Source organism: Shewanella sp. 10N.286.52.C2, assembly GCF_002874545.1.
Classification (GTDB): domain Bacteria; phylum Pseudomonadota; class Gammaproteobacteria; order Enterobacterales; family Shewanellaceae; genus Shewanella.
This window is the reverse complement of sequence record NZ_MCTV01000001.1, coordinates 73,237-98,445: the sequence shown is the minus strand read 5'-3', so window position 1 is coordinate 98,445 and position 25,209 is coordinate 73,237. Positions and strand designations below refer to the sequence as shown.

Annotated in this window: 19 protein-coding genes; 10 read left to right on the top strand and 9 right to left on the bottom strand. The window is 41.5% G+C overall.

Features of this window, described 5'->3' with window-relative positions; genetic code table 11:
• Positions 1–175: 175 nt before the first annotated feature.
• From BCU94_RS00400 to serA, 5 genes are all read right to left on the bottom strand, one after another.
• Positions 176–1,243: a lipocalin-like domain-containing protein gene (locus BCU94_RS00400; RefSeq protein ID WP_102475375.1), complete on the bottom strand. Its 1,068-nt coding sequence runs from the start codon at positions 1,241–1,243 to the stop codon at positions 176–178.
• Positions 1,244–1,356: 113 nt separating this feature from the next.
• Positions 1,357–3,900 carry an ABC transporter permease gene (locus BCU94_RS00395; protein ID WP_102475337.1) on the bottom strand — a complete coding sequence of 848 codons (2,544 nt, stop codon included), beginning with the start codon at positions 3,898–3,900 and terminating at the stop codon, positions 1,357–1,359.
• The gene (locus BCU94_RS00390) at positions 3,893–4,561 is read right to left on the bottom strand and encodes an ABC transporter ATP-binding protein (RefSeq protein WP_102436749.1); all 669 of its coding nucleotides are present in this window, start codon (positions 4,559–4,561) and stop codon (positions 3,893–3,895) included. The genes BCU94_RS00395 and BCU94_RS00390 overlap by 8 nt, the downstream gene beginning before the upstream one ends.
• Before the next feature lie 205 nt (positions 4,562–4,766).
• Positions 4,767–5,726: a tRNA-modifying protein YgfZ gene (gene ygfZ / locus BCU94_RS00385; RefSeq protein ID WP_102475336.1), complete on the bottom strand. Its 960-nt coding sequence runs from the start codon at positions 5,724–5,726 to the stop codon at positions 4,767–4,769.
• 162 nt (positions 5,727–5,888) lie between these two features.
• Complete coding sequence (serA, locus tag BCU94_RS00380) at positions 5,889–7,118, bottom strand: phosphoglycerate dehydrogenase (RefSeq protein WP_102436753.1); 1,230 nt, start codon at positions 7,116–7,118, stop codon at positions 5,889–5,891.
• 151 nt (positions 7,119–7,269) lie between these two features.
• On the opposite strand from serA, the gene BCU94_RS00375 reads away from it, so the two are divergent.
• Together BCU94_RS00375 and BCU94_RS00370 are read left to right on the top strand one after the other, a co-directional pair.
• On the top strand, positions 7,270–7,866 hold the full coding sequence (locus BCU94_RS00375) for a DUF2238 domain-containing protein (RefSeq protein ID WP_102436755.1): 597 nt from the start codon (positions 7,270–7,272) through the stop codon (positions 7,864–7,866).
• A 256-nt stretch (positions 7,867–8,122) separates the two neighbouring features.
• Positions 8,123–8,788: a response regulator transcription factor gene (locus tag BCU94_RS00370; RefSeq protein WP_102436757.1), complete on the top strand. Its 666-nt coding sequence runs from the start codon at positions 8,123–8,125 to the stop codon at positions 8,786–8,788.
• Positions 8,789–9,038: 250 nt separating this feature from the next.
• Here the strand turns inward: BCU94_RS00370 and BCU94_RS00365 are convergent, their stop codons facing one another.
• Positions 9,039–10,502: a curlin gene (locus BCU94_RS00365; protein WP_102475335.1), complete on the bottom strand. Its 1,464-nt coding sequence runs from the start codon at positions 10,500–10,502 to the stop codon at positions 9,039–9,041.
• 680 nt (positions 10,503–11,182) lie between these two features.
• Between BCU94_RS00365 and BCU94_RS00360 the strand changes: the two genes are divergently transcribed.
• The 6 genes from BCU94_RS00360 to BCU94_RS00335 all read left to right on the top strand — a co-directional run bounded on the left by BCU94_RS00360 (position 11,183) and on the right by BCU94_RS00335 (position 20,353).
• Positions 11,183–13,684: a S8 family serine peptidase gene (locus BCU94_RS00360; protein ID WP_102475334.1), complete on the top strand. Its 2,502-nt coding sequence runs from the start codon at positions 11,183–11,185 to the stop codon at positions 13,682–13,684.
• A 133-nt stretch (positions 13,685–13,817) separates the two neighbouring features.
• The gene (locus tag BCU94_RS00355) at positions 13,818–14,267 is read left to right on the top strand and encodes a PaaI family thioesterase (protein WP_102475333.1); all 450 of its coding nucleotides are present in this window, start codon (positions 13,818–13,820) and stop codon (positions 14,265–14,267) included.
• A 49-nt stretch (positions 14,268–14,316) separates the two neighbouring features.
• The gene (locus BCU94_RS00350; RefSeq protein ID WP_102475332.1) at positions 14,317–14,559 is read left to right on the top strand and encodes a YgjV family protein; all 243 of its coding nucleotides are present in this window, start codon (positions 14,317–14,319) and stop codon (positions 14,557–14,559) included.
• A gap of 339 nt (positions 14,560–14,898) precedes the next feature.
• Entirely contained in the window at positions 14,899–16,362 is a 1,464-nt protein-coding gene (gene katB, locus BCU94_RS00345) for a catalase KatB (RefSeq protein WP_102475331.1), read from the top strand.
• A 421-nt stretch (positions 16,363–16,783) separates the two neighbouring features.
• On the top strand, positions 16,784–17,989 hold the full coding sequence (locus tag BCU94_RS00340) for an aromatic amino acid transport family protein (RefSeq protein WP_102475330.1): 1,206 nt from the start codon (positions 16,784–16,786) through the stop codon (positions 17,987–17,989).
• 207 nt (positions 17,990–18,196) lie between these two features.
• Positions 18,197–20,353 carry a S46 family peptidase gene (locus BCU94_RS00335; protein WP_102438577.1) on the top strand — a complete coding sequence of 719 codons (2,157 nt, stop codon included), beginning with the start codon at positions 18,197–18,199 and terminating at the stop codon, positions 20,351–20,353.
• 11 nt (positions 20,354–20,364) lie between these two features.
• Here the strand turns inward: BCU94_RS00335 and BCU94_RS00330 are convergent, their stop codons facing one another.
• The 3 genes from BCU94_RS00330 to BCU94_RS00320 all read right to left on the bottom strand — a co-directional run bounded on the left by BCU94_RS00330 (position 20,365) and on the right by BCU94_RS00320 (position 23,264).
• Positions 20,365–21,078: a pseudouridine synthase gene (locus BCU94_RS00330; protein WP_347230779.1), complete on the bottom strand. Its 714-nt coding sequence runs from the start codon at positions 21,076–21,078 to the stop codon at positions 20,365–20,367.
• Positions 21,079–21,080: 2 nt separating this feature from the next.
• Positions 21,081–21,725 carry a hypothetical protein gene (locus tag BCU94_RS00325; protein WP_133149374.1) on the bottom strand — a complete coding sequence of 215 codons (645 nt, stop codon included), beginning with the start codon at positions 21,723–21,725 and terminating at the stop codon, positions 21,081–21,083.
• Positions 21,726–21,914: 189 nt separating this feature from the next.
• Positions 21,915–23,264, bottom strand: a complete 1,350-nt coding sequence (locus tag BCU94_RS00320) for a Na+/H+ antiporter NhaC family protein (protein ID WP_102438594.1) — start codon at positions 23,262–23,264, stop codon at positions 21,915–21,917.
• A gap of 319 nt (positions 23,265–23,583) precedes the next feature.
• Between BCU94_RS00320 and BCU94_RS00315 the strand changes: the two genes are divergently transcribed.
• A complete protein-coding gene (locus tag BCU94_RS00315; RefSeq protein ID WP_347230778.1) occupies positions 23,584–23,865 on the top strand; it encodes a hypothetical protein in 282 nt (93 codons plus the stop codon).
• A 249-nt stretch (positions 23,866–24,114) separates the two neighbouring features.
• Positions 24,115–24,999, top strand: a complete 885-nt coding sequence (locus BCU94_RS00310; RefSeq protein ID WP_198590836.1) for a LysR family transcriptional regulator — start codon at positions 24,115–24,117, stop codon at positions 24,997–24,999.
• The last annotated feature ends 210 nt before the right edge of the window (positions 25,000–25,209 follow it).

Genomic DNA, 25,209 nt, shown 5'->3' with positions numbered 1-25,209 from the left:
TTTCAATTTGCTCAATTACTTAATTAGCAAATGTAAATTTAATTCTTACGGATTATTGATAGTTAATGGTAAAAGTATAGGACAGATATAGATAAATCCGTCCTATAGAAGTAGCAGCTTCTATAGGCTTTAAAAAGCGAGGAAGAGGCAAAATTAACTTTGAACATCAATGGTGCTAATAGCCCGTTAGCTCCATATATCCATTACCAGAATGACTGCCTGATACGCTGATCGGGCCTTCCCAATAAGAGATTGTCAGTGGCATATCACTGTTGGGGTTAAGTGCTTTAACGGTGACATCAATATCTTCGCTAGTAATGCTAACCTGCCAACTAATTGGATAGCGACCACTGTCAGTTTGTTGCCAGCTAAGCGGGGTAACTTTTATGTCGTTTGGGTGTGACTTACTATTAATATTTCTGCCGTTACCGTCGAAAAACATTCTGCGGGCACTAAAAAAGGCCTCACTATTACTGTTTCTTAGTTGAAAAAGCATTAGCGCAGAGCCATCATCTAGGCGAATAGAAAACCAGTCCCAGCCTTGCTGGCTTTTAGTAAGGAATTGCGAGCTCCACTCCCTATCAAGCCAAGCCTTTCCTGTGACTATTTCAGTTTTACCATCACGGTTAATAGAACCTGTTAAATCAATAAAAGGCTGGCTGTAATAGTAAGAAGCAACTTCGCCGTTAGGGCTTTTAATACTGTAGCCGTTATCGCCTTGTAGGTTCATTGGCGCGTTACTGGTTAATGATAATTGGTAGCCAAATTTTTCAGTGTTAACCGTTAAATTTGCCGGAAATAACGCATTTGTTTCACTGCGCCACTGCCAGTCATCTAACACGATGGTGAGAGGGTTAGAGCTAACATGAGCCAGTTGTGGATGGGCGCGAGACCATTTCTCTTTGGCTTGATGCTTGGATGCTGAGGTTAATGCAGCGTGTGACATAAACATTTGATTAGTAGCCCAGTTGTTTGGCGCGGCAGTATCAGCAGCAGACAACGCAATTCTGAATTGAGTCCATTGAAGCCCTAGCTCTTCACCCGCCTCAGTGGTCATATTGGCCGTTAAATACCACCACTCTTGCCTAAATTTATCATGGCTTAAATGATCTTGCGGGAAATTGAGTTGATGATCTGGCAGTACTTTGGCGTATTGCTCAAGGCTGTCAGCGTCTTGCGTTAATAGGCTGCCCATACTGGCTTTGTTATCTGACTCTGCTGTTGAATTAGGCTGACAACCCATTTGGCTCAGACAAGCTAACAGTAACCATATTGCGATAAAAGCTGACTGTCGTAGCTTTAGCACTGGGTCAATCTGTCGCTTTTTGATGGCGCTGGTTATCGGGGCGTTATACATTATAAAGCCTCTTGCTGAAGGTTATGAATAAGTGATTTACGGGTTTGCCAGTAAAGTGGGATCGCGATGGCAACGGCGCTGGTAGACAGCGCAATTAACACCACTCGGGCATAAGCTTGCCAATCCCATAGCATGGCAATACTCCAACCAAAGGCTTGTAAAGTGACTTTGTTGATCAGTAAGTAACCCAGTACAGCACCTGTTGGCAGCGCCACTAAACAGGTGAGTAATACAATAAACTGCATTTGAATGAACATCATAAAGCGCAAGCGTGCTTTGCTCACCCCAAGGGCATATAGTTTGGCTAGTGGTGCTTGTCTGGCTTGGGTTAGCATTAAGCATGCACTGAATAATCCAATGGCAGCCACCATTAAGGTGAGGCTATTGAGCACCATGGTGATAGAAAAGGTTTGCTTAAACATGGCTATGGCTTGCTGCTTAATTTTGGCTTGGTTATACATTTGCGCTGTTGAAATTAGCTTGCTATTAACGAGTGATTGTTCAAGCTCGTTTATATCGCCATCATAGCTGGCAGCGATACTTTTAGCTTGCTTGGGCAATTGTAATTGTTGCCATAGTGTATTACCAATTACGACCTGACCCTTAGGGTTACCATAATCAAAGAAGATAGCGCCAATGGTCACGGGGTGTTGATTCGTTTTTGCTGACATGATTGGCAATGTAAAGCTATCGCCAATTTGTAACTTGTATTTAATCGCAATGGGCTCACTTATCATCAACTGATTACCCTGAGTAAATTCAGCCCAGAAGTCATCTGATTGCTGTTTTAGCGAACTGACAATCTTAGTTGAATACAAATCGCGACTCACAAGTTCAACGGGCATATTTTGATAACTGCTATTTACTGTCCACTGTGAATATATACCAGTGACCTTAGGCTGCTTCTCTAAGAAAGACGCAATATCAGTGATGTTTTCGCTTGACGGGCGCATGTATAAATCTGCATGAAGGCGGCTTTCAAGCCAGATTTTTAAGGTGACTTCAAAACTGCCCACTAGGGTATTCATCGAAATGTTCGCGGTTAGCGCCAATAGCATCGCCATCATGGCTAACGATAACGGCCCGATTAACTCTTTGGTTTCTGCCATCATGTATTGCCATAATCCTGCCGGAAAATACTTAGCCAAACTACTACTGACATAATGCAGTGTTAATGGCAGCAATAGTGGGATAGCGACAATAACAATCCCCATCAGTGCGAGGCTAAATTGATATTGCTCAGTAAACGGAAACAGTGCAGCGCAAATGGTTAATGCCACTATCGCGATGGCAAACAACCAGCGTTGGGTGACCAGCAAACTGCTTGCTTGATTATGTTTGGTGCCAGCTCGGGCGAGGGGTTGTTGCGTTAATTGTCGATACAGTGGCAGGCAGGCGAGTAAACCGGCAAACAAGGTTAACACTATGGCTTGGGCAAACCACTGCCATTGCCAGTTGCCGGGCATTAGCCGAGCGCCATAAAGCTGCTCTAGTGTCATGGCGACCATAGGTTGTAACCAGACGCTGAGTTGCAGCCCCAGAATAAAGCCTAAGCTTGCACCAATGATCACCAGCACAATGAGCTCAGCGACCAGTGCTAGCATCACATTATGCTTATTAATCCCTAATTGCAGTAATTGTACTAATAATTTTTGCCGCTTCATCAAACTGTAGCGCACGCCGTTATAAGCGATAAATAGCCCTACCACAAAAGCCAGCATACTCATGGCGTTAAGGTTTAAGTGAAAACTACGGGTAAGCTCTTGTAGCGCCTGGCCTTGATCTTGTTCTGTAATACTCGCCTGTTGCTGTAATAGATTTTGACTATTGATTTGCTCAATCAGTGGCTCAGCAGGATCAAACAAAGCAATATAAGACAGCTTATTGGGTTGGTCTAATAGGATTTGCGCTAAAGAGATATCAGCGACAATGGCATTACCTAAGCCATAATCATCATCGACACTGATCACTTCGAGCTTGATAGTGTTAGCGGCTTTATCTTGTGGGTTTTGTAAATAAAACCACCCGTCTTTTGCTATGTTATCCGCTAGGGATTGGCTCATTAACAACACATTGCTGCCTGCTAATAGCTTATCCAGTGGAATATTAATGGGCGTTTTGCTGTTGGTATTCGTTTGAGCTTCAGATGAATGGTTTTGTAAGTTAACTGCAGCAAATAAATCGCTGCCTTGAATTTGCCAGCGCCGCCCTTTATCGTCGACTGCAAGGCCATTAATCACAGCTAAAGCATTACTGATCCCGCTTTGACGCAATCGGAAATAGACCTGCTCATTAATGAGTTGTTGCCCTGCGGCTGGGGTGATCAACAAGCTTGCCCGTTGACTTAATAGTTCGGTGGCTTCGCTGTAACTTCTTACTGCATTTTCATTGGTAGACTTGACGCCTATTAGCAAGGTGACTGCGAGGAGGATACCGAGAAGAATGGCACCAGCTTGTAATGGCGAATGGCGGTAGTGGGCAAAGAAGATTTTTAGTGACAACAGCCATTGTTTGACAGTGATGTCTTGAGCCTGATTACTCATGAATATGGCCTTTTTCTAAATGCCACCTGCGTTTCATATAGCCCGCACAGGTTTCACTGTGGGTTACCATCAACACCGTGGTATTTGCAGCCATGGTAAGCTGGCACATTAGCTCCATTACTTGCTGACCTGCAGCTTCATCTAAATTACCGGTTGGCTCGTCTGCTAGTAATAATGCCGGTTTGTGGATTAACGCTCTGGCAATGGCAACGCGTTGCTGCTGACCACCCGATAAGGTTTCAACAGGTCTTGTTAAAATGTCACTAATCCCAAGCTGCGTAATAAGCTCATCGCCCCAATCACTCCACTTTTGATTATTAAGCTGTAATACAAAACGGATATTATCGATAACATTAAGCGGGGTGAGTAAGTTGAATTGTTGGAAGACAATACCAAGTTGGGCGCGCCTAAACTGGCTCCATTGACTATCTTGCCACTGCGCTGCTTGTTGGTTCATGAGTTGTAACTGACCAGAATCAATTTTCTCAAAACCGGCAATGATATTAAGTAGGGTGCTTTTGCCCGTGCCGCTGGGGCCGGTTAGCGCAATGGTATCACCACGATGCAGGGATAAATCGACACAGTTAAGCACCTGATGGAGTCTATCGCCATCGTTAAAGCCTTTGGATACTTGCGATAGTTGGGTGATCACTGCTGTCATTAGCGTCTCTGGTATTACTTGTAATTACATCATCATACGACAAATAAAATTACTTAGATCGACTTTTCATTGAAATAACCCGTTTATATGTTGATTTTGAAATAATAAAAAAGGCTGAAGAATGAGAAGTAACCTCATCCATCAGCCTTTATTTAATGTTACGGTTAGCAGCCTTTGTTGGCTTTAACCCATATAACCGTTTAAGTTAATCTTCTAACGAATAAGGTAGCGGCTTCACCACTAGCTCACTTTGGTTGTCATTTTTTACTCTTAGTTTTGCATCATTTGGCGTATCGTTAGCCAATACTGCGGTTAATAGCACTTGGCCATTAAATTCAACCGCTTCGATAACTTTACCCGCTCGAAGAAAGCCATCTTCTGAGGCAATTTCAATTTGAGTTTCACTGCTGACAGTTTCAGAGGCACTACCGGATAGAATATACAGGGCGCGTTTATTACCACCGCGGTACTTCATTCTGGCAATGGTTTCTTGGCCCATGTAGCAGCCTTTTTCAAAACTAATACCGTTTACCGCCTGTATATTACACATTTGTGGTACAAACTCACTGCTGTGGTTGTCGTCAATATTGGCGTAACCGGCTTGAATTTCTAATGCTTGCCAAGCTTGGTGGCTAGATAGTGGTTGATTTGAAGCTGTGACTAATTGCTGCGCTTTTTCAGCTGATGTAATCACTATGAAGCGCTCAGCATCTTTTAAAATAATAGCGCCTTCAGCGTGAGTAACTTCATGTTCAATCCGTCCAAATTGCTGCTCAATAAACTCTGCAGCCTTCGTACCAGCAAAGCCTAAAATAACTTGCTTAGCAGTGACATCAGTTAATTCCGCTTTACTGAACACCGCATATTTCTGCCATGAGGCCAAACTTAGCGGTAATACTGATGCTGGCATTAAAATAAAAAGGCTTTCAGCAATTGTGTAGGTTCTAAAGCTAGCAATCATCTTACCCTTAGGATCGCAATGTGCGCCCCAGCGCCACTGAGTTTCTGTCAGCGATACGATATCGGTAGTGACTTGGCCGTGAATAAAGGTTTTACCTTGCTCACCGGTCACTTCAATTAAACCTAAGTGGCTTAAGTTTGAAACCAGTAAGTCGGGCGTTGAAGTTAAGTAATCCCAGTTTGGCTGTGTGGTTGCGAGTGTCATAAAATGATCCCTAAGGTGAGCAACAAAGATAAGCTTTGAGTGTAACGGAATTCAGTGAGGCTCAAAAGAAAAAGCTATCTTCAATTAATTGAAGATAGCTTTAATTCACAATTTAACTGCGAGATAAGCCTAAGGTTAAATCGTTCACCGACTTAGCTTGAATTAAAACAATACGCGGGTACGAATAGTACCTTCAATTGCTTTTAACTCGCCCAGCGCTTGTTCGGCTTGGTTTGAATTGACTTCCATGACCACGTAACCAATATCTGCAGTCGTTTGTAGATATTGCGCAGCAATGTTAATGCCTTTTTCTGAAAACGCTTGGTTAATTTTAATCAACACACCTGGACGGTTGTGGTGAACATGCAATAAGCGCGAGGTGCCTTTATGTTGTGGCAATGACACTTCAGGGAAGTTAACCGCAGACACAGTTGAGCCATTATCAGAATATTTAGCCAGCTTACCCGCGACTTCAATACCGATATTTTCTTGAGCTTCAGCAGTACTACCACCAATATGCGGGGTAATAATGACGTTATCTTGTCCACGTAGTGGGCTAATAAATTCGTCATCATTTGACTTAGGCTCAACTGGGAATACATCAATTGCAGCGCCTGCAATATGGCCTGACTTTAGGGCATCAGAAAGCGCATCAATATCAACCACAGTGCCCCGTGATGCATTGATAAAAAAGCTTTTTGAACGCATTTGTTCAAACTCTGTCGCACCAATCATATTTTTAGTTTGCGCAGTTTCTGGTACATGCAAGCTGATAACGTCTGCTTCATTCAATAGTGTTTCCATTGAATGGATTTGGCTGGCATTACCCAGTGGCAACTTGTCTTCAATATCGAAAAATACCACCCGCATACCGAGGGTTTCAGCCAAAATACCCAGCTGAGTACCTATATGGCCGTAACCAATGACCCCTAAGGTTTTACCGCGCACTTCATAGCTACCATTGGCACTTTTTAACCAACCGCCACGGTGGGCAAGGGCGTTACGCTGAGGAATACCGCGCATCAGCATGATGATCTCACCTAACACTAGCTCAGCAACACTGCGAGTGTTTGAGAATGGCGCATTAAAAACGGGTACGCCTAACTTCTCAGCAGCGGCAATATCAACTTGGTTAGTACCAATACAGAAACAGCCAATCGCGACTAGTTTTTCAGCATGGTTCAACACTTCAGCGGTTAATTGGGTGCGCGAGCGCAGGCCGACAAAGTGAGCATCTTTAATTGAGCGCAGCAACTGGTCTTCAGGAAGGGAAGCTTTGTGATATTCAATATTGGTATAACCTGCACGCTTAAGTACATCGACTGCAGTTTGGTGGACGCCCTCCAACAGCAGGATTTTAATCTTATCCTTGTCAAGCGAGTGTTTTGCCATGGTGTGGGTACCCTCTTATCAATAGTTATGCTTATGTTATGCTGACATTAATGCGCAACCAAAATAGCATTATTTATTGCCATTGTAGAGGGCTAGATGGCTAAAGACTGTGATCTTGGTTTAGAACAATATCATCTAAAGGGAATGTATAGTGAATAAGAAAGTTATATGGGTGGTTATTTTTGCTGTCGTGCTCGTTTGGTCGGTGAGTTCACCTAAAGATATGTTTACTTGGTGGTTAGAAGCACTGCCAGCATTAATCGCCTTACCCATCTTATTTTTTACCCGTAATAAATTCCCCCTAACACCCTTAGCTTACTTATTGATTTTGTTACATTGCTGCGTGCTCATGGTCGGAGCTAAATATACCTATGCCGAAGTACCACTGTTTGATTGGTTGGCTGATGTGATGGGTAGCGAACGTAATAATTATGACAAAATCGGCCATCTTGCTCAGGGGTTTATTCCGGTCATACTGGCAAGAGAGGTGATGCTAAGAAATCACGTCTTACAACCGGGCTATTGGTGTCAGTTTCTATCAGTTTGTTTTGTATTGGCATTTTCTGCTTTTTACGAACTTATTGAGTGGTGGGTTGCAGCTGCAACAGGTGAGAATGCGGAGGCGTTTTTAGGCACTCAAGGCTATGTGTGGGATACACAGTCAGATATGTTTATGGCACTTATAGGTGGTATTAGTGCATTAGTCTTGCTCACAAAGGTACATAATAAGCAGTTAGCATCACTTTAATCAGCTACATTTATAGATCTTGTGACTGTTAAGTTTATTTTTACTTGTTTTATTTTTGGTAACGGCTTGGTTTGCGAGCACTTAATCTATTAATGAGTACTTAAGTATTGCAGAAATACTTTATAGACTAGTTAAAATGCCTTATGGGCTAGTTAAAATGTACTATTATTGCATTATGTTGTTATTATGTTATCAATGTTTCAGGAAGAAACTCGTATAGCCGAGAGATACAGAATACTTTTCAGGGAGAAAAGTGATGAATTCGAATATTGATGAATTAGTCTTCTTACACCAGGTTGCAGCGCCTTGCAACTTGGCTATTTTAGCTGAGTCGATAGGGTTAAAAACCAGGGTAGTGAAACACCCTAGTGAACTTGAAGTAGAACATAATACTAATTGTTTCTATTTGATCGCCCAAAAGGGGGCCGCGCTGGATAGCAAAGGCATTCCGCTGTTGGTATCACGGCTAGTTAATCATGTCCCTGTCGCTTTATATCAAGTTGAACGGGGCTCGTTAGATCAGGAGTCTGCACTATTGTTAGGTGTAAGAGGCTTACTTTATGCCGACCAACGTATGGATTTAATGTTGACCGGGTTACGTAAAATGGTAGCTGATGAGCTTTGGTATGATCGACCGCTAATTAGCAAAATTTTCCGCCGACTAGTACAAAAACTTGATGCTAATACAGAAATCCCCCCAGATACTATCGCAATGCTGCAAATGCTCACTAATCGTGAAAGAACCATTATTCAGCTAGTTTCAAGCGGTGCAAGGAATAAAGAAATAGCCCACAGGCTTTGCATTAGTGAGCACACGGTAAAGGCACATATCTCTTCCATCTTTAGGAAAACCCAATCTCGCAATCGGGTCGAGTTACTGCGTTGGGCACAAACTTATCAAGCCCATTTTGAGTTCGCTTAACTTAGGTTATTTACCCGCTTTAAAATAATTTAGAGATGTTATTAAGCCAGTTGCTAGTTGTAACTGGTTTTTTTGTTTGTTTCGGCAATTATTTCATCGTGTAAAATTAATTTATGAGCTTATGTCATAAAATTGCACAGAATTAGCTTAACGTAATGAAAACAATAAGCTTTGCCAGTGGAGGAGATATTAAAGTAAATATATAGGGAGCAATGTGCTCCCTATATTCAGTAAGAAAATTTTCTATAAATTAATTCTGGTAAATTGCTGCAGAATTAAAGTTTCCGGTTTGGACTACAGTGGCAATATCATTAGTGCCAATTTGCATGCCTGTAACCGTATTATCATTACCAATTTGGGTTACATTTAATGTATTCATAGTACCATCAATTGCAAAGTAACCATCATCTCCACCAACCCAGTTACCGTCGCCTAGCTGAGAAACGGTAATTGAGTGGTCATCACCAAAGGCGACTATATCAGTTAAGTTAAAATCACCTTCTTGGCTGATATCAACAGTCTGATTTGAACCGATATTTGAAATAACGGCTTCGTTATCATTGCCTGTTTGGCTCATATCAACTGTATTGTTATCTCCAACGGTTTCTGAATATGCAAAGTTAAGTTCACCTGAGGAAGTGATAGTGACCTCATTATAGAAGCCATCAGCTACAAAAGCTGTGTAGTTATCTGCACCACTTTGATCTACAGATATAACATTCTCATCACCATAAACAATAAACTCAGTTAAATTGGCATCACCAGTTTGTACGACTTCAATATCGTTAAGCGAGCCATTTAAAATAGCAATATTAGCGCCGCCCACTTGGTTACCAAAACCATCTTGACTAATAGTAACGTCATTATCGTCTCCAAAAGAAAACTCTATTGTTGCGCCGTTATTAATGCCAGTTTGGTCGATAGTAATATCATTTAAAGAGCCTGATAAGCTTGCTACTACAGCAGTGTTATCATCGCCTGTTTGGCTAAAATCGAATGTATTATTATCACCAAATACACCTAAAGCAGCACCAAAGTTGTTATCACCAAGTTGGTTTACAAATAGTTCATTACCATCGCCAGGATTTAGGCTGCCTGAATCGGAAACGATACCTGCTTGGTTATTTACACCATCTTGCATTATGGTTGCACTATTACTATTACCTTCAACAGCGAATACCGCTAAGTTAATCGCACCGTACTGGGTTACTTCTGCAGCGTTTTCATTACCAATAACTTCGATGATACTTTCGTTTTGAGCTCCATCTTGAATAACATCAGCAGTGTTACTATTACCCGTTAGCGATACGTCACTAGTGTTATAAAAGTCAGCCTGCTGAATAGTAACTTGGTTTTGGTCACCTATGATGCCAACGTTTGAAATATGCCAATCATCAACCTGGTTAGTAATGACAGAGTTTCCATTACCTTCAGAGCTAATATAAGATTCTTGCCAGTCCCCTTGCTGGGTTACCTCGGCAAACTGTAAATCACCAATTTGTGTCACGGTTGAAATATGACGCGTGCCAGTTTGGCTTACTGTGGCATCCTGCTCCATGCCCGTTTGAGTTACTGTTGCGTTAGTATTCGAAGCGAATGCCGATTTCTCTGCAGCTGTCACCTCTGGTAATGAAAGTCCTGCTGCTGAAACGGGTAATGCTAAGCTTGCTGCAATAGCAAGTGATACTAACGATAATTTCTTTTGCGATTTCATTCTACGCTCCCTGTTTAAATATAGATTTATCTGATTATTAGAAAATAATCGTTTGATAAAGTATTTCGCTTCCTAGTTAACTCATTGTGTCGCCAAAGTGCATAATTTAGCTTTAGGTAACTGAGTACTAATATGCGATCAAGAAGTAACTTCAGCGTGAACTTTTAAAGATCTAACAGTATTTGAAGCACTATAAACCCTCAATAAACACCAATAACTTAAGAGCAGGGTTTGCTTTTAAGTTTATGATTATTAACCCTAAAACTGTTTGGTTTTAGGTTGGTAGAATTTCAAATGATTCTGCTGATGCAGCGCGTTACAAGATTAACTTACGGTGCCCATTGATTTTTCTCAATCGTATAAAAGGTTAGTTTTTTTAGGGGGTTAAGATTAAACCTTTAGTGCTACAAAGGTTTAAGTTACTGAATATCATGCTTATATTTGGCTGTTTTCGCTTACCACTAATATTGACTAGTCGAATAAGCCTAGTAGTTACTTACTAATTAAAGTTTCAGTGCTTTTATTGTTATACAGCTTGTGGCAACAATTTGATGGCAACAACAAATTCCGGGTTTCACTTCGTGGAAAATCAACTCGCTTTTAAAAATAGCTAATGGAAAAGCTACAGGTGCTGCATTACCGGTTCCGGGAATTATTAATGGAAGATAGGAAGCCACATCATGATTAACAAAATGTCCCCAATTGCATTAGCAGTAACATCTCTATTTGCGTTAAACGCAAGCCCTGTTATTGCTCAAGAAAGTGTAAAGTATAAAAAAGATGAAATTCTCGTTGTTTATAAAGAAAATGTGTCAATCTTTGAACGGTTGTCAGCGCAAAATCTAGTCGCAGGAACAGTCACAGATAAAAATGCTGATGGTATAGATGATAAGTTTAAATACCTATTATCTGGACGATTGGCTAAGTTATCACTTAAAAGCGGTAGTAATGTTGAAAGTGCAATTAAGTTAATTAGTAAGCATCCAGCAGTAAAATATGCCGAACCTAATTATACTTATACGGCAATTGGTATGCCAGACGATCCAAATTTCGTGGAGTTATGGGGCTTAAATAATACCGGTCAAACTGGTGGTGTTTCTGGTGCTGATATCGATGCCGTTACCGCTTGGGACACTACTACAGGTAGTGAAAATGTGGTTATTGGCGTAATTGATACTGGTGTTGATTATAATCATCCAGATCTAGTTGCAAACCTTTGGGTTAACCCTAATGAAATACCCGGAAATGGTATTGATGATGATAACAATGGTGTCATTGATGATGTTAACGGCTTTAACGCTATTACCGGAACTGGTGATCCAATGGATGGCAATGGTCATGGTACCCATGTCTCAGGAACTATTGGCGCACAAGGTAATGATGGCGTAGGTGTTGTTGGGGTTAACTGGGATGTCACTATCATTGGTTGTAAATTTTTAAGTGATAGTGGAACAGGCTCTACAGAAGCTGCGATAGCTTGTATTGATTATTTCACTAATTTAAAAGTGAACCATGGTGTTGATGTTAAAGCGACCAATAATTCTTGGGGCGGCGGCGGATTTAGCCAAGCATTAAAAGATTCTATTGAATCGGCTGGTGATGAAGGAATTTTATTTGTTGCAGCAGCAGGTAATAGCGCTGTTGATAATGATGCAAATCCACACTATCCATCAAGTTATGACTCTGATGTTGTTTTGTCGATTGCCAGTACCGATCACAATGACGATATGTCTAGTTTTTCTCAATGGGGATTAACAAGTGTCGATATGGGCGCGCCTGGTTCTGCGATTTTATCAACCCTTCCAGGAAATAGTTATGGTACCTATTCAGGTACTTCAATGGCTACACCACATATCACCGGCGCTGCAGCACTTGTGTGGTCAATAGCACCTGATATTGACCCTGTCACTATGAAGCAGTTACTAATGGATTCTGGTGATGCTAATGCAGCATTGACTGGCCTAACAGTGGCTGGAACACGTTTAAATGTCGCAAACGCACTGGCAGATGCAGATCCAGATCCATCATTTGCGTTAAGTGTCACGCCATCTTCACAATCAGTTGAAGCTGGCAGTGCCGTTAGTTATGACTTTAGTCTGGGCAGTATTGCTGGTTGGGATGATCAAGTCGCGCTGTCATTTGATGTATCACCAGCATTAGAAGGCATTAGTCTTTCTGCTAACACTGCAGTAGTCGGTGACAGTTTTACGCTTGATGTTGCGACGCTTGAGTCTGCTATTTGGGGAGATTATGTCATTACCGTTTATGCTGATGACGGCATCACTTCGAAAAGTAAAGCTGTTAGCCTAGAAGTCTATCCTGCGGGATTGAATGATTTTGGTTATAGCAATGATACTCCTGTGGATATTTCGGATAATACTACTATCACCAGCACCATTGAAATCGGGGATGAATTACAAATCTTTGGCCTTGATGTGAATGTTGATATTACCCATACATGGATAGGAGATTTAGTCGTAACACTAACATCACCAAATGGCACAGAAGCTATGTTGCACAATCAAACTGGTGGCAGTGCTGATGATATTGTACAGACATGGGCAACTGAGCAATTCAATGGTGAAATAGCATTGGGTACTTGGACATTAACTGTTAGTGATTTAGCGGGTGGAGATAGTGGCTCATTAAATCATTGGGGCTTACTTTTATCGGCTCTGGGGGATGCGAGTCCTACAGCACCGGTGGCAGGCTTTGAATATGCTATTGATGGCTTAACGGTTGATTTTACCGACTTAAGTTCAGACGTTAATGATGACATTGTTAGCTATGAATGGAGCTTTGGTGACGGTTCTACCTCTTCAGATATGAATCCTACATACGCTTATGCGGCAGGTGGAATTTACTCTGTGACATTGGTGGTAACAGACAGTGAAGGTTTAACTGATACAACTGCTATGGATATAGAAGTATTTGATTACAGCATAGACGCTGCAGTTACACGTACTATGGTTTCACGTCGTGGTAGTGCGGCGGTGGACTTATCATGGAGCGGTGCAAACGGTGAAAGTGTTAATATTTACCGTGATGATGTAATGGTATCAACAACGTCGAATGATGGCCGTTACCGAGATCGTTTCACTAATGCACCAGCAGAGGTGACTTATAAAATCTGTGAAACAGACACAACATTATGTTCAGACCCAATCGTAGCTATTTTTTAGTAGTGTTAACCTAAAAAATTAAAACGAAGTTTAAAAAGGGATGGCAGCTGCCATCCCTTTTTTATGGAAATCCTTTAAAGTTAAATAGCTTGGCAGTAGACTGAATTAATTACGTATTACTGGAAGTTGATAAATGAGTATTTGGTTTAGAGAAGTCACCCTTGAAGATTGCGCTAAAATGGATAGTGGGCTCCATGGAAAGGGCACATTAATGAAAACCCTTGGTATTAAAATTACTGAAATTGGCGCAGATTATATGGTGGCGACTATGCCAGCTAATCCCTCAGTACATAACCCTTTAGGCATAGTTCATGGCGGCGCGAATGTGGCACTGGCCGAAACCGTTGCCAGTTATGCGGCTAACTTTGTGGTCGACTTTAAGCATTTTTATTGTGTTGGCCAAGAAATTAATGCCAATCACTTAAAAGCGTCACGAAATGGTGAGTTAATTGCGACGGCAAGAGCGGTGCATATTGGTAAACGTAGCTCAGTATGGGAAGTGCTAATCAATAATTCTGCTGGTGAGTTATGTTGTATTTCTCGAATGACTGCAGCGGTTGTGGCAAGAAAAGCTAGCACTTAATAGGCAATTATTAACTACACTGAATAAAAGCCCTTAAAAGGAATCGTCAATGGATGCTGCAACATTATGGGAATGGGTGGGTTATTTAGCCTCTGCCGTGGTGGCTATTTCATTGATGATGGCTAATATAAAAAAATTACGCTGGTGGAACCTTATTGGTGCAGCGCTTTTTGTCGCTTATGGTTTGGCGATAGATGCCATCCCAGTGGCATTAGTGAATTTTTTTATTGTATTGATTGATATTTATTATTTAATAAAACTGTATAAAGAACCTGAAACTAGATCAGAATAAACCCTTTAAGTTTGTCGTTTTATCTACGTATATAGTTGCCTTCTGGTTGCACAGGTAATCAGCTTGTAAACTATTGATGCAATATTTACACTTAATTTGGTGTGAGATCAGTAATGACTCAATTGTATTAAAATATTATTAAATGGTGAGGCGAATGCTTCGCCATTTTTTTTGCTAGTGAATCGTAAAAATAGATTGTAGCAATTCATCTTAATCGTTTTAACTTTATTTTCGCTGCGGTTATTATGATTTCAATGAAACGCAGCCAGGAGAAATATCGTGGCGACAGTATTTGATTTAATTGAGCAGTGGCTAGATGTCACAAATCAGGAGTAACAAATGGATAATAACAATTACTTAACTAGCCAAAATGGTGCCCCAATAGCTGATGACCAAAATTCATTATCAGCAGGTGAGCGTGGTCCATTATTATTACAAGATTGGCACTTAATTGAAAAATTAGCCCACTTTAACCGTGAGCGTATTCCTGAGCGAGTCGTACATGCAAAAGGTACCGGTGTTTATGGTACTTTTACCTTAACTAAAGACCTAAGTGATTTCACCTTGGCTGATCACTTTAATGGTGTGGGCAAGCAAACTGAGACCTTTATTCGCTTCTCAACTGTTGGCGGCGAGATGGGTAGCGCCGATGCAGAGCGTGATCCTCGTGGTTTTGGTTTACGTTTTTATACTGCCCGCGGTAATCATGACATTGTGGGGAATAACACCCCGACATTCTTCTTACGTGACGGCATTAAATTCCCTGACTTTATTCATACCCAAAAGCGTAACCCGCAGACTAATTTGAAAGATCCGCAAGCAATGTGGGATTTCTGGTCATTAAACCCAGAAGCCATGCATCAAGTGACTATTTTAATGTCAGATCGCGGTATCCCAGCTAATTACCGTCAAATGCACGGCTATGGTTCACATACTTTCTCATTATGGAATGCCAAAGGTGAGCGTTACTGGGTCAAGTTCCACTTTAAATCACAGCAAGGTGTGGTGAACTTAACCGCAGAGCAAGCGGATATTTTAAAAGGTATTGATCCGGACTCGTCACAACGTGACATGGTGGCGGCTATCGCCGATGGTAATTTCCCTAAGTGGGCTGTAAAAGTGCAGATAATGCCTGAAGCAGACGCCAATGATTATGCAATAAACCCATTCGATTTAACCAAAGTATGGCCACATGCAGATTATCCATTAATTGAAATTGGCGAACTTGAGTTAAATCGTATGCCAGACAACTACTTTGCTGAAGTTGAGCAAGTTGCATTAGCACCAAGTAACTTGGTTCCTGGTGTCGGCGCTTCACCTGATAAAATGTTGCAAGCGCGTTTGTTCTCTTATGCAGATGCTCAGCGTTACCGTATTGGGACTAATTACAACCAATTACCGGTAAATTGTCCTCATGCCGCTAAAGCTAACCATCATCAACGTGCAGGGGCTATGGCAGGGACACAATGCCCATATAACGGCAGTCAAACTGGTGCAGATTCAAGTGCTAATTACGGCCCAAGCACTGCAACGGCAGCACTTCAAGAGTCGTCTCAATTTATTGAGCCGCCACTAAGACTTGATGGCGAGGCTGCAAGATATAGCCGTTATGACCAAGATGACTATACTCAGGCGGGTAATTTGTACCGCATCTTTAGTGAAGAAGAAAAGCAGCGTTTAGTTGAAACCATTGCAGGTACATTGAGCCAAGCAAGTGAAGATGTGCAATTGAGAATGGTTGAGCATTTCTTAAAAGCTGATAGCGATTATGGTCAACGCATCAAAACACTTTTGGAAGCATAATGGTCGCTAATTTGATTGTTAAGGTATTAGATAAGTAAATACCTGTTGTTAACTATGTAAAAGGAAGACTTAGGTCTTCCTTTTTTATTTATCTTGTTCTGGTTTACCTGCATAGTCAGTTTACTCATCATTTCATTTGTTGATGGGTAGTTTTATATGTGATTACTCAATTAATATCGCTCTTCAAATTGTTTGCTAGCCTCAAAACCCTCTTGTATGGCTGTAATGCTACACCATTGCAAAATCCTTGCGTTAAAGTAATTATCAATATGTTGCGTAATTGTTTATTAACGCGCGTGTAGGCCTTTAAATGCCTAAGTCTCTTGCTAGTGATAATCTCCTTCTGCTACTGTCGAAATCGACCATATCAATAAGACTTGGTAAAACGACCAATAAATAAAAACCATACGGGACTCATGTTTTGAACTTAAAAATACTTGGCTCAATCGCCATTGTTGCAGGAACTGCTATTGGTGGGGGGATGTTAGCTTTACCACTTGCTACCGCAGCGCTAGGTATTATGCCTGCGATTTTATTGCTGGTAGTTATCTGGGGATTATCAGCTTATACCTCTTTATTAATGTTAGAAATTAACTTACGTACTGGTGTGGGTGATAACGTCCACGCCATTACAGGCAAAACCTTAGGCAAGGTTGGTCAACTTATTCAAGGCGGATCGTTTTTAAGTTTGTTATTTGCCCTGACCATGGTGTATCTAATGGGCGGATCATCGCTACTTGAATCTCGCTTAGAGCCATTATTAGGTGTCGATTTAAATAACCAAGTGTCAGTACTGCTATTTACGTTAGTATTTGGTGGCCTAATTGCCGTTGGCGTGAAGTGGATTGATAAAGTATCTCGGGTGTTATTTACCGCGATGATCGTGTTATTGGTTCTAGTGGTGGCATTTTTGCTACCTGAAGTAAACCTTGTGGCATCATTAAGTAATTTTTCAGCCAATGTCGCCGAAGGCGATAAGCTTGACCATTTATGGTTAGCGGCTATTCCTGTGGTATTTACCTCATTTGGTTTCCATGTGTGTATTGCGACCATTGTTCGTTACTTAGACGGTGATGCCGTTTCGTTAAGAAAAGTGCTATTGATTGGCTCTACTATCCCGCTAGTTTGCTATATCTTATGGATTTTGGTCACTTTAGGTACCTTAGGCGGTGAAACGGTAAATGGTTTTGCAGGGTCATTACCTGCGCTAGTTAATGCATTACAAGCTGTAGCTAACTCAGCGGTTGTCAGTCAGTTTATTGATTTATTTGCCAATCTTGCACTCGTGACTTCTTTCTTAGGCGTTACCATGAGCTTGTTTGACTATGTTGCCGAGTTAACCCGAGCAAAAGATGATAAAGCAGGCCGTGCTAAAACTTGGTTAGTCACTTTCGTGCCGCCACTATTATGTGCTTTATATTACCCTGATGGCTTTTTCCAAGTGCTCGGCTTTGCGGCCATACCGTTAGTGGTTATGATTATCTTCTTGCCGATAGTCATGGCATTAAAACTGCGTAAGCAACAATTAGGTGGCTATGAAGTGTGTGGTGGCAAGCTTGCCTTAGCTATCGCAGGTCTATTAGGTTTGTTGATTGTGGTTGCTCAGTTGATGGTGGCTTTAAGCTAAAAAAGCCAATAAATGAAGCTGTGTTGTCGATAAGCTTTGTAACGGCATTTTTCAAAGACTATTTCTTTGTAGAAACAATATGATAAAGTCAGGCTATCCGCCTGACTTTTTTATGCCTTAAATCTGAACATTGTTGCTTCAATATGACATTGTGACCGCATTAAAATACAGGCAATTTGGGGCTCTTTTATTAAAAATGGAATAATAATGAAAACATGGTTATTAAGCGCTGCAATTTTGGCAACATTTGCCAGCCAAGCAGACGAAGGAATGTGGCAGCCTTATCAGCTACCTGCAATGGCTGATGAGCTTAAAGCAAAAGGATTGGAGATTGATGCCAAATCGATTTCAAAATTAACCGAATTTCCAATGAATGCCGTGATTAGCCTAGGTGGCTGCACAGCATCATTTGTGTCGCCTAAAGGCTTGGTTGTTACTAATCATCATTGTGCTTATGGCGCTATTCAGTACAACTCAACCCCAGAGAACAACCTGTTACAAGATGGTTTTTTAGCTAAAACTTATGCAGAAGAATTACCTGCTACACCGGGTTCACGTATTTATGTTACTGAAGCTGTTACTGATGTCACCGCTAAAATAAAAGACGGTGAAATGAGCAAAACTGGTAATGACTTTTACAAAGGCATTGAGCAAAAAGAGAAATCATTAGTCGCAGAGTGTGAAGCGCAAGATGGTTACCGCTGTAAGGTTTATAGTTTTCATGGCGGTCTTGAGTATTACTTAGTTAAACAGATGGAAATCCGCGATGTTCGCCTAACTTATAATCCTGCAGCCAGTGTGGGTAAATATGGCGGCGATATCGATAACTGGATGTGGCCACGTCACACTGGCGATTTTTCATTCTACCGTGCTTACGTCGGTAAAGATGGTAAGCCTGCCGATTTCAGTAAAGATAATGTCCCATACGAGCCTAAAAGCTTTCTTAAAGTGTCTGCAAAAGGCGTAAGCGAAGGGGACTTTGTTATGGTGGCAGGTTACCCCGGCCGTACTAACCGTTATCGCATCGCGAATGAAGTCGAAAACCAATTTGAGTGGGCTTATCCGCAAGGTAAAGTGTTGCGTGAACGTTTAATTGAAATCATCAAAGACACAGCCCCAGAAGGCAGTGATGAGCGAATTAAATATGAAAGCTCAATTGCAGGATTAGCCAATTACGCTAAAAACTTTACTTCGATGATTGAGTTTTACGGTAAATCTACCATGTTAGATGAGCGTAAAAGTTTAGAGCAAAAATTAGCTAAGTGGATTAGCAAAGATAGCAAGCGTCAGGCGAAATATGGTGAAACATTAGCTCAGTTAGATAAGTTAATTGCCTTAGACCAACAAGGCCAAGAACGTGACTTACTGCTGAGTTACATGGGTTATTCAACCATGAAGAACACCGCTGAGCGCCTATATCGTTTAGCTCATGAAAAAGCGTTACCGGATATGCAGCGTGAGCCTGGCTATCAAGAACGCGACATGACTCAGTTTACCTCAAGTATGGAGCGTATTGACCGTCGTTATGCTGCCAGCGTTGATAAAGCCATGTTAGCAGACTTACTCAAGCGTTATGCCGCTTTGCCAACCTCTGAGCGTTTAGCTGATTTTGATAAGGCTTTCTCGATTGGTAAAAACTTCGATGAAGCCAAGCTAATGAAAACCCTTGATAGCATGTATGCCAATACCACACTGTCAGATAAAGACGTCCGCTTAGCTTGGATGAATAAGTCGGTAGCTGAGTTTAATCAGTCGAAAGATCCGTTTATTCAATATGCGGTGATGACCTTTGATGAAAAAATGCAACGCGAACAAGCGCAAAAACAACTTGCTGGAGACTTAATGAAAGTGCGTCCACAGTATATGGATGCGGTCATTGCCTATAATCGTGAGCTAGGTAAACCGGTTTACGCTGATGCTAACTCAAGCTTACGAGTCACGATTGGTAACGTAAAAGGATACTCGCCCCAAGATGGTTTAGTGGCGGCGCCGTTTACTCGTCTTGAAGGTATTGTTGCGAAAGATACTGGTGCAGCTCCATTTGATGCACCGACTAAGCAACTTGAGCTTATTAAGCAAAAGCAGTACGGCGATTTCTACATGAAATCAATCGATTCTGTACCGGTTAACTTCTTATCGACTTTAGATACCACTGGTGGTAACTCAGGTTCTCCAACTTTGAATGGCCGCGCTGAATTAGTGGGTTTACTGTTTGATGGCGTTTACGAAAGCATCATTGGTGACTGGGGTTATGATCCTCAAACTAACCGCTCAATCCAAGTGGATAGCCGTTACATGCTGTGGGTGATGAAGTATTTAGATAATGCTGACAACTTACTTGAAGAAATGGACATCGTAAAATAATTGATAAGCAGCTACAACTTAAGTAGCTGCTGCAGTGTGACTAATTCTGCGGCCTCTAGGGGCCGCATTTTTGTTTCTGGCAACTGAGCAAGCTGACAATTCATCATGCTCACTCTTAGCAAATCAACAACGTGATAGCCCAGCGCTTGGGACATTCTGCGAATTTGTCGATTAAGCCCTTGGGTTAACGTTATCTCAAATTGGCACTCGTCAATGACAGAGACCTTACAAGGTTTAGTGGTCACATCTCGATAGCTGACTCCTGCACTCATTAACGCGGCAAAATCATTTTTAAGTGGTTTATTTACCGTGACTTGATAGACTTTTTCATGGCCAAAATCAGGATGCATCAGTCGATGAGTTAGCGCGCCATCATTTGTCAGTAGTAATAATCCGCGCGAGTCCTTATCTAATCTTCCTGCAGGGTACAGCCGGGGTGAAGCGGGTAAGTGATGGATTAAACTGGAGGCTAACTCAGGTAATAAGCGGCAATCAATGCCCACGGGTTTGTGATATAGCCAATATTGTTTGCTCTCTAGTGGCGCAATAGTTTCACCGTCTAGTAAAATATTGGGGTTTACCACATTGGGGCTGACGCGATCTAACGCTGAGGCGATTTGACCATTAAAGCACACTCTACCTGCGGCAATAAGCCTTTGGGCTTGGCGCCTTGAGCAGACTCCGCAGTGAGCTAAATACTGCTCTAAGCGCATATTATTGGCCAAAATTAGTTTCCTACAAGCGATAAGTTGGCAAGGTGATGTTGCTGCTTAATACGGTTTTTCATATCAATGGCTAACACCATACACCACAAAATATTGGTTTGAGTTAGTACCCACATCACCAAGGACATCCAACAAATGTCACTGGTAGCATGGCTACATGGATCAAAATCTAATGTCGACCAGTTAAGCAAAGACATCAATATTATTGAAAATATTAACCCAATAATATTTAGAGCGAATAATGGACTGGTTAAAGCGCTACGCTTGCGAAAGTATTCCATAAAGCAAAAACAATGCAGCAAAAAGGTGCAAATGAGATAACCGGTTGAAAACAGACGGTGTTGCTCTAAAAAGTTAATTGGAAAGATACCAATGAGTACAATTAATACGCCTAAGGTAGCGCCAGTGACGGTAATACCTCGGCTGTAGCCATCTTCAAAGACAAAGTAGCGCGCTGACATAGCCAGTATTAAACACATTCCAGCAATGACTAATGACATATTGTAAACAATGGCTAACGGTGAACTCATATAGTCACCTAAGGTATCAGCTCTAATGCTCAGTGGGTTAATACCCAAACGAGACACTTCAGCAATTAACGCCGCCCCAATGCCAAGGCCACTAATTACAGCAGTCGCTAAAGACATGAAAATAATCATTAAATATAAATCGTAATGTTTATTAAACTGAATTGATTGGCTCATGGGTTGTTTGATATGCAAATGTTAACTTTAGACTAACACTTTTAAACCGCTCTTTTATATAAAATAAAACCTGAGTTCAACCATCATTAAGTCGGTTGTTCTCAGGTTTTATGCCGTTGGTTTGACAGTGAATTAAGCGCGTTTACGCAATATCACAATTGAAATAGCAACCACAGCTAAAATCATACAATACCAAGCGTGTGAAATAGCAGCTAATGGGCTAATGGCAAAGGTTGATGCTATCAATAGTGCTTGAGCGCCATGGGGAATTAACCCTTGAATGATACAAGCAAAGATATCTAAAACACTCGCCGCGCGCTTAGGTGCAACGCCATGCTTGCTGGCTAAGTCTTTGGCAATGTCACCGACAACCACAATCGATACCGTATTGTTAGCGACACACACATTGGTTGCTGCAACCATACCTGCCATACCTAGTTCAGCAGCGCGGGGTGATGCGTCACCTTTGGCTTTAGAGAAGCGGGCAATCAAAGATTCAATCTTCTGGCTTACAAAGGTTAAACCGCCTTGTTGTGTCATCAGCGCAGCTAAACCGCCAACAAGCATAGATAGAATGAAGATTTCTTGCATGTTGGTGAAACCAGCATAGATATCTTGACCAAATTGGACCGCACTATAATCCATAGTGAACAGGCCTGTAGCGCCAGCTAGCAGTATGCCTACGGTTAGTACCACAAACACATTAACTCCTGATACTGCTAAAAATAATATCGTTAGGTAAGGAATAACGTTAATGAAGTCAATTTCTTGGGCGGCAATGTCAGCTTGTCCCTGACCCGCAATAGCAAATAACACTAAGGCAATTGCTGATGCTGGCAGCGAGAAAATTAAGTTCTCACGGAACTTGTCTTTCATTTCACAGCCCTGAGTACGGGTTGAGGCAATGGTGGTATCAGAAATAATAGATAAGTTATCACCAAATAATGCACCAGATAATACTGCGCCAGCCATTAATGCATAATCAATTTGCGCTTGATCAGCAACGCCTAATGCAATCGGCGCTACCGCTGCAATGGTACCCATTGAGGTGCCCATCGCGGTAGCAATGAAGGCAGCAATAACAAAAAAGCCGGGTAATAATAAGTTCGATGGGATCATTGATAAGCCCAGCGCAACCGTAGCATCAACACCACCAGTCGCTTTAGCGACAGAGGCAAAGGCGCCTGCCAATAGATAAATCAGACACATAGCAATAATATTGCTGTGACCAATACCGGCAATGAAAGTATCAATGGATTGATTTAATTTTTGCTTAGACAGTAATAACGCCAAGATAATCGCCGGTAAAATCGCGATAACACTAGGTAACTGATAAAAAGCAAAGTCTACACCTTGGCTTTGAAAGTAAACCCCAGCGCCAATAAATAAGGCTAAAAAAGCAAATAGTGGCAGTAAAGCAACAAAGGAGGCTGGGCTGGTGGCCGATTTTTGTGTTTGTGTGGTCAAGTGAGTCTCTCTTATTATCTTATTCAATTCATTGATGGTTATTGGTGCTGCACCAATAGGCTGCGAGTTACTTTAGCAATCCATGTTATTTCAGTTTCAATGATGATAGCTTGTGCAATGATAGTCAGCATAGGAGATCTACAAATTAGTGTCAATCTAGACGTCTAGACTTCTTTGCTTCTAGGGTTGGTTTTACTTTAATGGCACATGCTAACTGTATTTGCAGCACAATAAAGTATACATCTCATTAACCTTGAGGCGGTTTGGTGGCTGTATTTTGACCTTTAACAGCCGCTGCAATATCATCGGCGTTCATTGATGCAAGAGCCCCTTGATGATGAAACCAGATAGAATGACTGCAATGCAGCAACTTATAAACCAAGTTAAAGATACCTTTCCCTTAGATGATCCTGCTTTAGCCGTATGTGGTTTTAATAGTAGCTGTATTGGCTGTCCCAAAAAACTGCTTGAAATTGTTGATAGTGAAGTGAGTTATTGGCAATCATCGCTGGACAATAATGCCACCCCGAGCTTTGGCGATTTAGAAAAATTTGCCAAGTTATGTAAAAACGTTCATCGAGGTTTAAAGCGCAACGGTTTGTTTGATAGTCAATAGTGCGAATATTGCCTGTGAGGGCTTGATGGTTATTAGGATTGTTATCAAGCTGCCTTTTACTACCTCACTTTCCTGCCTCAAACTCCCATATCCGCTGTAATTTTAGATTTCATTTTTTCCCTTAAGATGGTTAGCATTGCCTAAGCTATGTTGATAACCGATAACTGACTAGCGAAATTGATAAAGCGTACTGTTGTGGCACAAAGCAATAGGCTATCTTAGCGAGGTAGCCTCACTATAGGAATAATAATGGCACTGACACTTTCGCAAATTGAAGCTTTTTGTTTGGTCGCAGAGCTGGGCTCTGTGTCAGAAGCGGCGAGACAAACAGAACAGAATCGCACCAAAATGACCATGGCGATTAAAGCGATGGAAAAAGATCTCGGTACCGCATTATTTGATCGCACCGGTAACCAAGTCACATTGTCCGAAGCAGGTAAGGCTATTTATAAAGATTGCCAAAGTATGCTGACAGCGGCGCAGCGGATCCGCCAAACCTGTCGTCAAGTTAAAGGTGAGTTTGCTGCAGAAGTATGGATTGCCCGTGACGACTCTTTACCTGACGATATTTGGTTAGAGTTGACTCATCAGCTTAATAATCACTTTCCAGCAACCTCATTTAATATTGTGCTGGCCTCCACCGGCGATCTGGCCAATTTAGTTGAAACTGAGCAAGTTAATTTTGCTTTTGGAATTGACTATGAAAGCACTGATAGTGCCATGGTGACATCACATCCTTTAGGTAAAATTCGCATGATGTCAGTGTGCCGTCATGACCACCCCTTGGCAGCAAAACGCCGAGTGTCAGATGAAGACTTGCGCAGCGCCATGCAAGCATCAATGGTATATTTAAATGAAAAGTCCAATCCTGAATTACAGCCTTTTTCCCGTAACTATATTGGTTTTTCAAGTTTTGATTACATTCTTAGCTCCATTCAAACTGAAGATGCTTGGGGTGTAATGCCTGAACCCTTGATTAAACATTTATTGAGGCAGCAATCCATTGCGGTGATTAAGCATACTTACGGTTTATTGCAGGAAGACTATTGCATGTTTGCAGCAAGTGGCCTTAATGAGCATCCCGCGACAAACTGGTTAGCCGATCAGTTAAATGACTATCTATTTGCTTTTTAATCTTGTGTTCATGATAAGCCCATCCTCGATGGGTCATTAAATCAAACTGTTCAACTGGTCCATTTCAATAACCAGCTATCACCTTTGTATTAGCTTATTCGTGTTATTTCGGATTCATGCCAAGCACTCACTGTCAATATAATTGACAGATGGTTGCTAAACTAAGTCATTGAATAGCCTTGCTATAATAATATTACTATCAAAATAACC